13 protein-coding genes and 1 pseudogene are annotated in these 12,547 nt (G+C 58.5%); 7 read left to right on the forward strand and 7 right to left on the reverse strand.

The genetic code is table 11. From position 1 onward, the window contains the following. From CWM61_RS29800 to CWM61_RS06405, 4 genes and pseudogenes are all read right to left on the reverse strand, one after another. Nucleotides 1-157 (reverse strand): annotated as a pseudogene (locus tag CWM61_RS29800) (hypothetical protein); the annotation flags it as partial. Nucleotides 158-301: 144 nt separating this feature from the next. Continuing rightward, nucleotides 302-604: a PTS lactose/cellobiose transporter subunit IIA gene (locus CWM61_RS06395; RefSeq protein WP_004205145.1), complete on the reverse strand. Its 303-nt coding sequence runs from the start codon at nt 602-604 to the stop codon at nt 302-304. Between the two features lie 97 nt (nt 605-701). Beyond that, nucleotides 702-2,024, reverse strand: coding sequence for a PTS sugar transporter subunit IIC (locus CWM61_RS06400; protein ID WP_100630939.1), 1,323 nt, complete (start codon nt 2,022-2,024; stop codon nt 702-704). Between the two features lie 11 nt (nt 2,025-2,035). Next, nucleotides 2,036-2,350, reverse strand: a complete 315-nt coding sequence (locus tag CWM61_RS06405) for a PTS sugar transporter subunit IIB (protein WP_004145041.1) — start codon at nt 2,348-2,350, stop codon at nt 2,036-2,038. A gap of 293 nt (nt 2,351-2,643) precedes the next feature. Between CWM61_RS06405 and CWM61_RS06410 the strand changes: the two genes are divergently transcribed. The 3 genes from CWM61_RS06410 to CWM61_RS06420 all read left to right on the forward strand — a co-directional run bounded on the left by CWM61_RS06410 (nt 2,644) and on the right by CWM61_RS06420 (nt 6,443). Further along, nucleotides 2,644-3,585: a LacI family DNA-binding transcriptional regulator gene (locus CWM61_RS06410; protein ID WP_020324162.1), complete on the forward strand. Its 942-nt coding sequence runs from the start codon at nt 2,644-2,646 to the stop codon at nt 3,583-3,585. Nucleotides 3,586-3,796: 211 nt separating this feature from the next. Next, a complete protein-coding gene (locus tag CWM61_RS06415) occupies nt 3,797-5,167 on the forward strand; it encodes an MFS transporter (protein ID WP_100630940.1) in 1,371 nt (456 codons plus the stop codon). Between the two features lie 13 nt (nt 5,168-5,180). Further along, entirely contained in the window at nt 5,181-6,443 is a 1,263-nt protein-coding gene (locus CWM61_RS06420) for a gallate dioxygenase (RefSeq protein WP_100630941.1), read from the forward strand. Here the strand turns inward: CWM61_RS06420 and CWM61_RS06425 are convergent. Next, entirely contained in the window at nt 6,440-7,666 is a 1,227-nt protein-coding gene (locus CWM61_RS06425; protein WP_074386904.1) for a LysR family transcriptional regulator, read from the reverse strand. The two genes, CWM61_RS06420 and CWM61_RS06425, sit on opposite strands and share 4 nt — an antisense overlap. Before the next feature lie 127 nt (nt 7,667-7,793). Between CWM61_RS06425 and galB the strand changes: the two genes are divergently transcribed. The 4 genes from galB to CWM61_RS06445 are packed head-to-tail and all read left to right on the forward strand — an operon-like array spanning nt 7,794 to nt 11,196. After that, nucleotides 7,794-8,534: a 4-oxalmesaconate hydratase gene (galB, locus tag CWM61_RS06430; protein ID WP_008806774.1), complete on the forward strand. Its 741-nt coding sequence runs from the start codon at nt 7,794-7,796 to the stop codon at nt 8,532-8,534. Continuing rightward, a complete protein-coding gene (locus CWM61_RS06435; protein ID WP_032731516.1) occupies nt 8,531-9,244 on the forward strand; it encodes a 4-carboxy-4-hydroxy-2-oxoadipate aldolase/oxaloacetate decarboxylase in 714 nt (237 codons plus the stop codon). The genes galB and CWM61_RS06435 overlap by 4 nt, the downstream gene beginning before the upstream one ends. Next, the gene (locus CWM61_RS06440) at nt 9,245-10,330 is read left to right on the forward strand and encodes a 4-oxalomesaconate tautomerase (RefSeq protein ID WP_074386905.1); all 1,086 of its coding nucleotides are present in this window, start codon (nt 9,245-9,247) and stop codon (nt 10,328-10,330) included. It begins immediately after the preceding gene. Between the two features lie 2 nt (nt 10,331-10,332). Beyond that, a complete protein-coding gene (locus CWM61_RS06445; RefSeq protein WP_100630942.1) occupies nt 10,333-11,196 on the forward strand; it encodes an NAD(P)-dependent oxidoreductase in 864 nt (287 codons plus the stop codon). A gap of 3 nt (nt 11,197-11,199) precedes the next feature. On the opposite strand, the gene CWM61_RS06450 is transcribed toward CWM61_RS06445, so the two are convergent. Together CWM61_RS06450 and CWM61_RS06455 are read right to left on the reverse strand one after the other, a co-directional pair. Next, nucleotides 11,200-11,490, reverse strand: coding sequence for a YicS family protein (locus CWM61_RS06450; protein ID WP_023298372.1), 291 nt, complete (start codon nt 11,488-11,490; stop codon nt 11,200-11,202). Between the two features lie 106 nt (nt 11,491-11,596). Beyond that, nucleotides 11,597-12,499, reverse strand: coding sequence for a DMT family transporter (locus tag CWM61_RS06455; protein ID WP_002923118.1), 903 nt, complete (start codon nt 12,497-12,499; stop codon nt 11,597-11,599). Between the last annotated feature and the right edge of the window lie 48 nt (nt 12,500-12,547).

Below are 12,547 nucleotides of genomic sequence, written 5' to 3' on the forward strand. Positions count from 1 at the left end.
CGTCGATTTTCGCCTGGCGGTCGGCCAGCGCTTTATCAACGGCTTTGGCAACGATGGCGTCGATCTGTTCCTGCGTAAATTCTTGCGCCATGACAGAAATTGGGCACAGCGCGGCGACAACCGCCATGGCTAAAGGCAGTTTTTTCACAGTATTCATGGTTATCTCGCTTTAATAATTAATATATTTCAGATAATAACCATCCCATTCTGGCTAAAATAAATAACCAAAATAAGCTGATTTGTTTTTTAGGGTACAGCGACGCCGGAGAATAATATTCTCGCTGACGTTATTCCATATTAATTAACGCTGATACAGATGGATTAATTCTTCTGAGAACTCGCGAGCCAGCAGCGAGTTCATCAGATGATCCTGGGCATGTACCATAATCAGCGTCATAGGCTGACGCGCTTCACCGGCATCCTGTTCGATGAGCTGGGTCTGCATCTGATGCGCCCGGCGGGCGTAGCCGTCGGCCTCATTTAAGAGTAAGCGCGCTTCGTCGATATTTCCGGTTCGGGCCGCATGCAGCGCTTCAAAACATAATGAGCGTGACTGTCCCGCATTAACGATAATTTCCATTACCGCATCTTCTAATTCAATCATGTGTATTCCTGAGGTATTTATTATTTAATAATGCAGTGAAAGTCCATTTTCTGCATTATTACGCTGTCATCTTATTATCGCTCCGGACGGAGAGGTATTAGCTAACGGTTTCTGCCACCGGAACGCTATTTTTGGCTTTCTCAACTTCGGTTTTCATTAAGGAACGTTCATAGGCGCGCAGGAACGGCAGGTAAATGACCGCCGACATCACCATGCAGATGAGGCACATCACGACCGGACTCAGGGTCCAGTTAGCCGCCCACGACGCGCCAATCGGTGCCGGCGTGGTCCACGGCGTCAGCGACACCACCTGGCTCAGCCAGCCAAGACGCGTCGCGCCGTAAGCCAGCACCGCGTTGACCATCGGCACGCAGACGAAGGGGATAAACATCATCGGGTTCATGATGATCGGCGCCCCGAACAGAATCGGCTCGTTGATATTAAAGAAGCTCGGCACAATGCCCATCTTGCCGATGGTGCGCAGATGAGTGGCCCGGCTACGCAGCAGCAGGAAAGCCAGCGGCAGGGTCGAACCGACACCGCCAATCAGCAGATAGTGATCCCAGAAGCCCTGCAGATAGACGTGCGGCAGCACCGTACCCGCCGCCAGCGCCGCCTGGTTTGCCGACAGGTTGGCCATCCAGAACGGGTTCATAATGCCGGTAACAATCAGTGAGCCGTGGATCCCGGCGAACCAGAAAATCTGGCACATCAGAACGGAGAGCAAAATCGCCGGCAGCGAGTCGGAGGCGGAAACCAGCGGCTCCAGCAGATGCATGATCGCCTGCGGCAGGATCATCCCGGTCTGCGCTTCGATAAACAGGTTCAGCGGATGCAGAGTCGCAATGACCACCAGCACCGGGTTCAGGATTTCAAACGAACGGGCGACGCCGGTGGGGACCTCTTTCGGCAGACGAATAGTAATGTTGTTTTGCTTCAGCCAGGCGTAAACGCGGGTGGAGTAGATGGCGGTGATCAGCGCGGTGAAAATGCCCTGACCGGACAGATACTGAGTGGAAATTTTGCCATCGGCATAGGGCGCGGCGACCAGCAGGAAGGCCATAAACGCCAGCAGACCGGACATCACCGGATCGAGCTGAAACTGCCGACCGAGGCTGGCGCCAATGCCGACCGAGATAAAGAAGGTCATTACGCCCATGCTGAGGTTAAACGGCAGCATCAGCTGTTCGCGGTAGTGCTGGGAGAAATCAAGCCAGCCGCGGGCAAAGCCGTTGGTGGTATCGGGTGAAAACGGCGGAAAGATAAATACCAGCATGAAAGAGCCGATGATCATAAACGGCAAAGCGGCAGTGAAGCCATCGCGGATAGCGATAACGTATTTCTGCTGCCCAAGGCGTCCTGCCAGCGGAGTAATAGATTGCTCGATCACGGCAATCATGGACTGATACAGAGAACTCATTTCAACACCTCTCAGTGCGCCGCTGGGATCAGCGACAGAGCATAATTCAGGACGTTGTCTCCCCGCTGCATGCCATAGTCCATCGTATCGATGGGCTGAACGGGAATGTTCAGGGAAGCCGCTTTGTCAGACAGGGTTTTCAACATGTATTTCACCTGGGGGCCAAGCAACACCACCTGATACTGCGGAAACTGCATGTCAAATTCGGAAACACCATAGGCATCAATCTGCACCGGCAGATCACGTTCATTCGCCGCCTCCACCATCTTTCTGACCAGCAGACTGGTGGACATCCCGGCAGAGCAGCACAGCATAATCTTGTACATCGACGACCATCCTCAAAATGTAAAAAGTTATTGCGTGGATGATTTGATATCAGACGGAAACCGGTTTCCATTCATAAAAAGCAGAACTGTGATAGTGGTCAAGATCTCCTGCTTATGGGGCGGATTTATTGGATTTCGCTCACATTATTCTGTCGATTTGGCGATGTTTTGCGCTGAAATGGAAAATCGGTTTCCAAACAAATGACGAAATGGATATACTGCGCTGGTCACAATTGAAGCGATTCAGGTTTACAGGATTTTGGCGGGACGCGGCGCCCGCGCAGGGGAAAATGATGTCGACAATCAATGATGTTTCACGACTTGCCGGGGTTTCCAAAGCCACGGTGTCGCGAGTGTTGAGCGGCTCACGTGGCGTGAAGGAAGCCAGTCGTCAGGCGGTGCTGCAGGCGGCGGAAGCGCTCAATTACCGGCCAAACATGATAGCCCAGTCGTTGCTCAGCCAGTCCACCGGCTGTATCGGCGTCATCTGCGCCCAGGACAACATCAACCAAACCACCAGCTATCTCTACGCCCTGGAAAAACAGCTCAGCCAGCACCAGAAGCACCTGCTGCTGCGCTTCGCCAACACCAGCAACGGCGTGATGAACTCACTGGAGGAGTTGACCTGCGGGCTGTGCGATAACGTGCTGATCATCGGCGCGCGTTTTCCCCTGAATATTAACCGCCCGGACGTGGTGCTGGTGGACTGCCTCGACAGCGAGGGCGACAACAGCATTCAGTTCGATCATGCTTTCGCTGCCGAAACCGCCTGTCATTATCTGATTAGCCAGGGGAGACGGCAGATTGCGCTGATTCATCCGCAGAGCAGCGGCTTTGCCGACCAGGTGCTGCTGGGCTACAAGCACGCGCTGGAAAAAAACTTTTTGCCGTTTAATCGCAACCTGGTGTTTCTGGATAACACCTCGCCGTCGGTGGCGGTGCAGGAGCTGGTCAATAACGCCACGACGCTGAACTTTAACGCGCTGCTGGTGAGCGATGAACAGCAGGCGCAGCGCGTGGTGCCGCAGCTGCAGGCGTTTAACCGCGCCGTTCCGCAAAATGTGATGGTGTTTAGCCTCGCCGGATCGTTACAGCTGCCCGGTATCCCCACCATTCCGGCCATTGAATATTCCATGGACGCGATGGCGTCGCGGATCGTCAACTGGCTGACCGAGAAAACGGACAACCCGGGCGGCAGCCCGCTGCGCGGCGATTTAATTATTCCGAAGCACTGAACGCCGCTCTTGCCCTGACCCGCCGCCGTTGGCTGCGGGTTTTTTGCTGGCTGGTTTTTGTCGTATTCCTCACATTATAAATAAAACTCATATCTGACGCCGGGTTTTCGAACCGGACAGTCTGCGTGACCTGCCTTAAGTTGAGTACGAAAGTTCCACTCAAAAAAACCTAACCAGAACATTCGTACCGCCTGCTTAAGGAAGTGACCCTATGAATCACATGAACGTTGTCGATGTGAAAGCGTGGATAGATGCCCGTCCGGTCTCGCGCTTTCAATGGAACGTGCTGCTGCTCTGTTTCATCATCATTATGCTGGATGGGTATGACGCCGCGGTGATGGGCTTTGTCGCCCCGGCGCTCATCGAGGACTGGGGCATCAGCCGGGCTGAAATGGGGCCGATTCTTGGGGCGGCCATGTTCGGCGTCGCCATTGGCGCCCTGGTGGCGGGCCCGCTTTCTGACCGCTACGGCCGAAAACGCATTTTACTCTGGTCGGTGGCGCTGTTTGCGCTGTTCAGCCTGGCCGGCGCCGTGGCGCAAAGCCCATCGCAACTGGCGCTGATGCGTTTTCTTACTGGCCTTGGCCTTGGCGCGGTGATGCCCAACTGCGTCACGCTGGTGGCGGAATATATGCCGGAGCGGCGTAAAGGGGTGATGATCACCCTGATGTACAGCGGTTTTAACGTGGGCTCTGGCCTCGGCGGCTTTATCGCCGCCGGGTTGTTATCGCATTACAGCTGGCACTCGGCGCTGATTTTTGGCGGCGTGCTGCCGCTCGTGGTGCTCCCCTTTATGATCGTGATGTTGCCGGAGTCGGCGATGAACATGGTGGCGCGCCGACTACCGGGCGAGCAGATCGCCAGGGCGCTTAACCGGCTTGGGGGCCAGTTTACGGCGGAAACCGTTTTTCAGTTAAATGCGCCGTCCATCACGCGGAGCAGCAAAGTGGCGCAGCTGTTTCGGCATGGCTATGCCCGCGGCACGATAGCGCTGTGGCTGACCTATTTTATGGGGCTGTTCGTGATATATCTGCTGAACGGCTGGCTGCCAACCATTCTCCGCTCCGGCGGGCTGTCGCTGCAGCAGGCGGCGATGATGACCGGCTTGTTCCAGCTCGGCGGCCCGCTGGGCGGGATCCTTGTCGGTATGCTGATGGATCGTGCTTCGGCGAAAGCCGTGATTGCGGCAACCTATTTCCTCGGCTGCCTGTGCCTGTTGTCCCAGGGGTTGATGGATTTCGGATCGGCGGCGCTGTCGGTGCTGATTTTTATCAGCGGGATGTGCATTAACGGCGCGCAGAACGGTCTGCAGGCCTATTCGCCAGCCTATTATCAAACCGAGATCCGTGCTACCGGCGTCAGCTGGATGCATGGTATCGGCCGTACCGGGGCTATTCTCAGCTCCACGCTGGGTGGGATGCTGATGCTGGCTGTGCCGGGACACTCGTCGATCTTTTTGGTGCTTGCGCTGCCGGCCTGCCTGGCGGGGATCTGTATTTTGTTGCACCGTATGAATCACGCTAAGCCTCGACTCACAGAGGCAGAACTGAACGCTTTGTCATCCCCCCTGGAACACCGATAAGTGGAGTTATCTGATGGCTAACATTCTCGGCGGTATCGCCGTCTCTCATACCCCGACTATCGGCTTCGCGGTCGATCATCATAAACAGCTGGACCCGGCGTGGTCGCCGATCTTCCAGAGCTTCGAACCGCTGCAGCGCTGGCTGGAGGAAAAAAAGCCGGATGCGCTGGTGTACATCTTTAATGACCATGTGACCGCCTTTTTCTTCGATCACTATTCGACTTTTACGCTGGGAATCGATAGTCAATATGACGTTGCCGATGAAGGGGGCGGACCACGCTGTCTGCCGCCGGTCCAGGGCAATGCGGCGCTCTCAAGGCACATTGGCGCCAGCCTGATGGCCGATGAGTTTGATATGTCGTTCTTTATGGATAAAAAGCTCGACCACGGCCTTTTCTCGCCGCTTTCGGCGCTATTGCCCTGGGATGAAGCGCAGGGGTGGCCGACGGCGGTGATCCCGTTACAGATCGGCGTGCTGCAATTTCCGGTACCGAGCGCGCGCCGTTGTTACAAACTCGGCCAGGCGCTGCGCCGGGCAATTGAAAGCTTCCCGGAAGATATCAATGTGGCGATTGTCGCGACCGGCGGGCTCTCGCATCAGGTTCATGGCGAGCGCTGCGGATTTAATAATCCCGACTGGGATGCCCAGTTTGTTGACATGCTGGTTAATGACCCGGAAAAGCTCACCGAAATGACCCTTGGCGAATATGCTGAGCTGGGGGGGATGGAGGGGTCCGAAGTGATCATGTGGCTGGTGATGCGCGGCGCGCTATCAGCCAATGTCACCGAAACCTGGCGCGACTATTACCTGCCGTCGATGACCGGTATCGCCACGCTGATCCTTGAGAACAATGCGCGCCTGCCCCCCGTCGATACCCTGACGCGCCATCGCCAGCATATGGCGCAGCAGCTGGCCGGGGTGGAGAAACTGCCGGGAACCTATCCTTTTACCCACGAGCGCAGCCTGAATGGCTTGCGGCTTAACCGTTTCCTGCATCGGCTGATTGAGCCTGCCTGGCGCGAACGTTTTCTGCAGTCGCCTCAGTCGCTTTATGCCGAAGCCGGACTGAGTGAGGAGGAACAGCAGTTGCTCAACGCACGCGACTGGCGGGGATTGATTCAGTATGGCGCCAGTTTCTTCCTGCTGGAGAAAATGGGCGCGGTGGTCGGTGTATCCAACCTGCATATTTATGCCGCGATGCGCGGGCAGACGCTGGAGGCGTTTCAGCAAACGCGCAACCAACAGGTAACCTATTCGGTGGCGGGTAAACGTTAAACGGTCCCGTCTTGAACTTGCTGATAGATAAAACGCAACAGCGCCTGCGTCGCCGGGGAGGGCAGGCTGCCGGCGCGAAACGTCAGCCCGATACGCCGGGTGGTATCGGGCAGGGGGACCGGCAACACGCTGAGCAGCCCATTGTCAGTTTCAAAACGCATCTGGCTGGCGGAGACCGCCGCCAGCATGTCGGAGTCCTGCAGCAATCCTCTCACCATCGCCGCATCCCCGGTCTCCACCCTCGGCTGGGGCAGCGGCAGCCCCAGGGTGATAAACGCCTTATCCAGCAAATGGCGCGCCGGCGCGTTGGCGCGCGGCAGCACCCATTGTGCGGTCGCCAGCTGGCTGCGCGGATCCGGATGGCGCAGCAGCGGGTGGTTATTACGCAGTAAAATCAACATATCCTCTTCGAATAACGCCTCGCTACAGAGGTCCGGGAGATCTTCATCCTGGCGCAGGGCGCCGATAATAAAATCGATATTACCTGCCCGCATATCGGCGACCAGCGACTCATACGGGCTTTCATTGGTCATGAGGGTAATGCCCGGGTGCTGGGCCAGAAAGGCGGCGATGGCGGAGGGCAGTAGCCGGGTCCGGCTCAGCGGCAGGGCGCCAATGCGCACGGTGCCCTCCAGCACCCCGCGACGGGCGGCGAGATCGCTCCAGATGTTTTCCAGCTCGTTGAGCGCTCTGCTTACCGGGGGATAGAGTAGCTCCGCGGCGGGCGTGGGGCGCACCCCTTCTGGCGTCCGGCGAAATAGCGCCGAATCCGCCCCTTTCTCCAGGACCTTCAACGCGGCGCTGACCGCCGGCTGAGTGATCCCCAACTGTTGCGCGACGGTTTGGGTATGGTTGACGTGATAGAGCTGAATAAAAATGGCTAACCGGCGGGTATTGAACAGCCAGCCGGCGTCCGCCAGCGGGCCGCTGCTGCGGGTATGGTGCTTCTGCATCAGCGCCGGGATGGCCTGCAGGTCGTCAATCGCCCGCCGGGCGCGCGGCAGGATGCACTTGCCATACTCGGTGGGCACCATGCCGCTGTAATGGCGTTCGAACAGCGTGACGTTCAACGCGGCTTCAAGGTCGCGGATCGCCCGGGTTATCGCTGACTGCGTGCGGAATAAGTCATCGGCCGCACGCGAGACGCTGCCGCGCAGCGCGACCTGACAGAAAAAGCGCAGCTGCATGATATTTATGATTTTATCGTGCTTTTTCTTCAGCATGGTTCGTCAGGCCTGAAACAGTGAGTGAGTCGACAACATAAATAAAAATCATAGCCTTCGCAAGTTAACGAATTACCTCCCTGCGACGGGACATGACAAGCTGAAAAAAACAACAGAGGAAGCCATCATGTCTCATCCGGTTAGCGAAAAAAGTGCCCTTGTCGTCAGCGCCCACTCGGCCGATTTCGTCTGGCGCGCGGGCGGTGCGATAGCGCTGCATGCCCTGCAGGGCTATCAGGTCCATGTGGTCTGTTTATCCTTTGGCGAGCGCGGCGAGTCCGCCAAACTGTGGCGCAAAGGCAACATGACCGAGGAGGCGGTGAAGCAGGTGCGTCGCGAAGAGGCGCAGGCCGCCGCTGAGATCCTGGGCGCCAGCGTCGAATTCTTTGATATCGGCGACTATCCGCTGCGCGCCGATAAAGAGACGCTATTTCGTCTGGCGGATGTGTATCGCCGTATCCAGCCCCACTTTGTCCTGACGCACTCCCTGCACGATCCCTATAACTACGATCATCCGCTGGCCTCCCATCTGGCGCAGGAAGCACGGATTATCGCTCAGGCAGAGGGCTATCGCCCTGGTGAGAAAATTGTCGCTGCTCCCCCGGTTTACTGTTTCGAACCGCACCAGCCGGAGCAGTGCAACTGGAAACCCGATGTGTTACTGGACATCACCGCCGTCTGGGAGAAAAAGTATCAGGCCATTCAGTGCATGCAGGGTCAGGAGCATCTGTGGGAATACTACACCCGCGTGGCGCTGCAGCGTGGGGTGCAGGCCAAGCGCAATATCGGCATCACGGCCGCGCGCGATATCGTTCACGGCGAAGCCTTCCAGAGCATCTTCCCCCGCGTAACGGAGAACCTGGCATGAACCTGTTAAATAAAAAAGGCCTTGTGATCCGCCATCTGCCGCGCCATGACGAGGCGGTTTTGCGCCGCTGTGAGGCGGCCGGGGTGGCGACGCTCCATGAAGCCTGGGAGCGCCAGGGGCTGATGGGGCCGGCAATCCGTCCGATTCAGCAGGGCGTCAGCCGGGCGGGCAACGCGGTAACCGTGCTGGTGACGCCAGGCGACAACTGGATGTTTCATGTGGCGGTCGAGCAGTGCCGCGCCGGCGATATTCTGGTGGTGGCCCCGACGTCGCCGTGCGGCGATGGCTTCTTCGGCGATCTGCTGGCGACGTCTCTCCAATCGCGCGGCGTGGTCGGTCTGGTGGGCGATATCGGCATTCGTGATTCGCAGACTTTGCGGGAGATGGGATTCGCCGTCTGGTCCCGTCAGGTTTATGCCCAGGGAACGGTGAAAGAGAGCCTCGGCTCGGTTAACGTCCCGGTGATTTGCGCAGGTCAGCTTGTGCAGCCGGGCGATGTCGTAGTGGCCGACGACGATGGCGTCGTGGTGCTGCCTCACGCGCAGGTCCGTGATGTGCTCGATAAAGCGGAAGCCCGCATGAGCAATGAGCTTGCGAAGCGTGAGCGGATGCGCCATGGCGAGCTGGGGCTGGATATTTACGCGATGCGCCCGCGTCTGGCGGAAAAGGGGCTGCGGTATTACGACCGCGCAGACGAGGTGGAGGAATAAATGGCGCAACGCGGAATCCCCTGTCTATGGATGCGCGGCGGCACCTCGAAGGCAGCCTGTTTTCTGGCTGACGATCTGCCTGCCGATCCGGTGCAACGTGATGCGGTGCTGCTGGCGGTGATGGGCTCGCCTGATCCCCGGCAAATTGACGGGATCGGCGGCGCCGATCCGCTGACCAGTAAAGTGGCGATTATCCGCCGCTCCGCACGGCCTGACGCCGATGTGGACTATCTGTTTGCCCAGGTGAACGTGGCGGCGGCCACCGTGGATTACGGCCAAAACTGCGGCAATATTCTTGCCGCCGTTGGCCCTTTCGCCATCGAGCGTGGTCTGGTTCGCCACGATGCGCCGCTCACTCGGGTGCGTATTTATATGGAGAACACGGGGCAACTGGCGGTGGCAGAGATCCCGTGCGATGCCGACGGGGTCGACTACGTCGGCGAGAGTCGTATCGATGGCGTGCCGGGCAGCGCCAGCCCGATCCTGCTCCATTTTCTTGATGTGGCGGGCTCCAGCTGCGGGGCGCTGCTGCCGACCGGCCGGGTTCGTGACCGTTTTGACGGCGTTGAGGTGACCTGCATCGATAACGGTATGCCGGTGATCCTGCTGCGCGCTTGCGACCTCGGTTGCACCGGCTATGAGACGCGCGAACAGCTGGATAATGACGATGCGCTTAAACGTCGCCTGGAGTCGATTCGCCTGCAGGCCGGGCCGCTGATGCAGCTTGGCGACGTCAGCCAGCGCACGGTGCCCAAGATGACCCTGATCGCCGAACCACGACACGGCGGCGCCATCAGCAGCCGCACCTTTATCCCGCACCGCTGCCACGCGTCAATCGGCGTGTTTGGCGCGGTGAGCGTGGCCAGCGCCTGTCTGCTTCCTGGATCCGTCGCGCAGGGTATGGCGCAAGTGACGTCAGGCCCTACGCCGCTGCTCAGCGTTGAGCATCCGACAGGCGAATTTAGCGTAACGCTTCAGCTTGACGCTGACGGTGCGTTAGCAGGCTGCGGTCTGTTACGCACGGCGCGACTGCTGTTTGCTGGCGAGGTTTTTATTCCGGCCCGCGTCTGGCCGCGTGAGGAGTGATGATGACGATCGCGTTTATTGGTTTTGGCGAGGCGGGTGGCATTCTGGCGGCGGATCTGGCCCGTGAGAATACGGTGACCATGTGGGATTGCAAGCTCAATGGCCCGGCGCGAGAGGCGATGGGCAAAAAAGCCTGTGACTCGCGTGTTCAGGTGGGAAGTTCGCTGGCGAAGGCGCTGGAGAGCGCCACGCTGGTTTTTTCTACTGTGACCGCGGGTGAGGCGCTAAAGGTGGCGCAGCAGGCCGCCGCGCTGCTGCAGCCGGGGCAATACTTCCTCGATCTCAACTCCGTGGCGCCGGAGACAAAACGGCAGGCCGCCGCTCATTTTCTGCCCGGCGCCTACATTGATGTCGCGGTGATGGCGCCGGTACCGCCCGCCCGATTGCAGACACCGTTATTGATCGGCGGGCCGCAGGCGGAGGCGATCGCGCCGCGTCTGCAGGGGCTGGGGCTGAATGCCCGCTATGGCGCCAGTACGGTGGGCCAGGTGTCGGCGATAAAAATGTGCCGCAGCGTGATGATCAAGGGGCTTGAAGCGCTCACCACAGAATGCCTGTTCGCGGCCCGTGAATACGGTGTCGAGGAGGAGGTGCTTAGCTCCTTGCATCATAGTTTCCCCTCTCTGGGCTGGACGGGAGCGTTTCCCGACTATCTGATCAGCCGGGTGGCGGAACATGGCATTCGGCGCAGCGAAGAGATGGAAGAGGTGGTGAAAACCCTGCGTGATGTGGGGAGCGCCGGGATAATGAGCGAGGCGATCGAGAAAAGCCAGCGCCAGTTGCCGGAGCAGATGGCCGCCCGTAGCCTGAGCTACAGGCAGCTGACGCCGTTTGACTGGAAAACGCTGGTCGCCAGCCTGAAATAACCGCTATTTGGCCGGACAGACGATTTTGTCGATCGCGGCCTGGTAGCTTTTCTGGTTATTGCGCTCTTTCGCCAGCGTTGCTTCGCGGACCGCGTTCTTGTTACCGTCGGTCGCCAGCACTTTATTGGCAAAATCGTTATCGCTGAGGTGGCTTGCTGGCGCGCATTTTTCCTTCACCGCTTTGAGCACCAGCTGTTTTTGCTGTTCGAACTGCAGGCTTTGCAGCGGTGATTCGGCCCACGCCGACGTGGCGCTCAGGGCAGTGACCAGGCATACCATCCAACATGCTTTCATCAGGCTTCTCCTTCCGTAATCGCTTCCGTCAACTATATGCGCAGGCGTGAAAACACGCAAATAGTGGTCAGTTTAACTTATTGAAAATGCAATTTTTATCGCCTGCTCAGGCGGCTCTCACCCGCCGCCGTGAGTCGATGGCGATCAGCACCACCGACGCGAGGATCAGCAGAGTGCCCAGCCAGTCCGGCAGCGTGAAGGTGATCCCCAGCAGCAGGAGCGACAGCAGGGCGCTGCTCAGCGGTTCGGCGCAGCTGAGGATCCCGGCCTTCGCGCCGCCAATTTTCTGCGCGCCGTTGAGATAAAGGCTGAAGGTCAGCGAGGTACCGATCACCACCAGATAGAAAAAAGCTAACAGCAGGCTGCCGTTAACCACAAAATCGGTGCCCTGGCCGCCGTAAAACGGCAACAGCATCGCGCCGCCGAACAGCATACTCCAGCCGACGATCGGCAGCGTCCCGTAGCGGGCAATCAGCGTCGAGGGGTAGGTGGTATAAAAGGCGGCGGCAAACGCCGAGGCGATCCCCCAGAACAGCGCCGCCGGCGAAATCGACAGCGTCGTTGGGTTGCCGTGGGTCACCAGCAGAAAGGTGCCCGCCAGCGAGGTGCAGATAGCCCCCAACACCAGCGGAGTGGGACGCGCTTTACGGGCGAGGGCGAACCAGGCGACGATGATCGTCGGGGACAGGAACTGCAGCACCGTGGCCGTGGCGGCATTGGATTTTTCAATGGTCATCAGAAAGGTGAACTGCACAGTTAACGCGCCAAACAGCGAGAAAAACAGCAGGCTGAGGGCGTCGCGGCGGTTTTGCAGCACGCGGAAAATGCGGTCGCCGTGAACAAAGCCGAGCATCAGCAGGATCAGCCCGGCGAACAGCAGACGCGTCATGGTCAGAAACGGCGACGACATCTGGCTTTCCTGCATAATAAACTGCGCGCACACCCCGGAACTGCCCCACAGCACGGCGGCAATCAGTACGTTCAGCATCCCTTTTTTGCTGGAGCCCATCTTTTCCTCAAGCGAAATATGACAAAGGGGAATCATAGCATGCGCGCG

Origin of the sequence: Klebsiella sp. K-Nf6 (assembly GCF_002806655.1) — a bacterium.
Lineage (GTDB): Bacteria > Pseudomonadota > Gammaproteobacteria > Enterobacterales > Enterobacteriaceae > Klebsiella > Klebsiella variicola.

What these genes read in the sequence shown, in the direction of transcription:
- CWM61_RS06425 (WP_074386904.1), bottom strand. Translation starts at nt 7,666, where the DNA reads ATGCTGAAGAAAAAGCACGATAAAATCATAAATATCATGCAGCTGCGC.
- CWM61_RS06420 (WP_100630941.1), top strand. Translation starts at nt 5,181, where the DNA reads ATGGCTAACATTCTCGGCGGTATCGCCGTCTCTCATACCCCGACTATC.
- CWM61_RS06435 (WP_032731516.1), top strand. Translation starts at nt 8,531, where the DNA reads ATGAACCTGTTAAATAAAAAAGGCCTTGTGATCCGCCATCTGCCGCGC.
- CWM61_RS06440 (WP_074386905.1), top strand. Translation starts at nt 9,245, where the DNA reads ATGGCGCAACGCGGAATCCCCTGTCTATGGATGCGCGGCGGCACCTCG.
- galB (WP_008806774.1), top strand. Translation starts at nt 7,794, where the DNA reads ATGTCTCATCCGGTTAGCGAAAAAAGTGCCCTTGTCGTCAGCGCCCAC.
- CWM61_RS06395 (WP_004205145.1), bottom strand. Translation starts at nt 604, where the DNA reads ATGATTGAATTAGAAGATGCGGTAATGGAAATTATCGTTAATGCGGGA.
- CWM61_RS06400 (WP_100630939.1), bottom strand. Translation starts at nt 2,024, where the DNA reads ATGAGTTCTCTGTATCAGTCCATGATTGCCGTGATCGAGCAATCTATT.
- CWM61_RS06410 (WP_020324162.1), top strand. Translation starts at nt 2,644, where the DNA reads ATGTCGACAATCAATGATGTTTCACGACTTGCCGGGGTTTCCAAAGCC.
- CWM61_RS06415 (WP_100630940.1), top strand. Translation starts at nt 3,797, where the DNA reads ATGAATCACATGAACGTTGTCGATGTGAAAGCGTGGATAGATGCCCGT.
- CWM61_RS06455 (WP_002923118.1), bottom strand. Translation starts at nt 12,499, where the DNA reads ATGGGCTCCAGCAAAAAAGGGATGCTGAACGTACTGATTGCCGCCGTG.
- CWM61_RS06405 (WP_004145041.1), bottom strand. Translation starts at nt 2,350, where the DNA reads ATGTACAAGATTATGCTGTGCTGCTCTGCCGGGATGTCCACCAGTCTG.
- CWM61_RS06450 (WP_023298372.1), bottom strand. Translation starts at nt 11,490, where the DNA reads ATGAAAGCATGTTGGATGGTATGCCTGGTCACTGCCCTGAGCGCCACG.
- CWM61_RS06445 (WP_100630942.1), top strand. Translation starts at nt 10,333, where the DNA reads ATGACGATCGCGTTTATTGGTTTTGGCGAGGCGGGTGGCATTCTGGCG.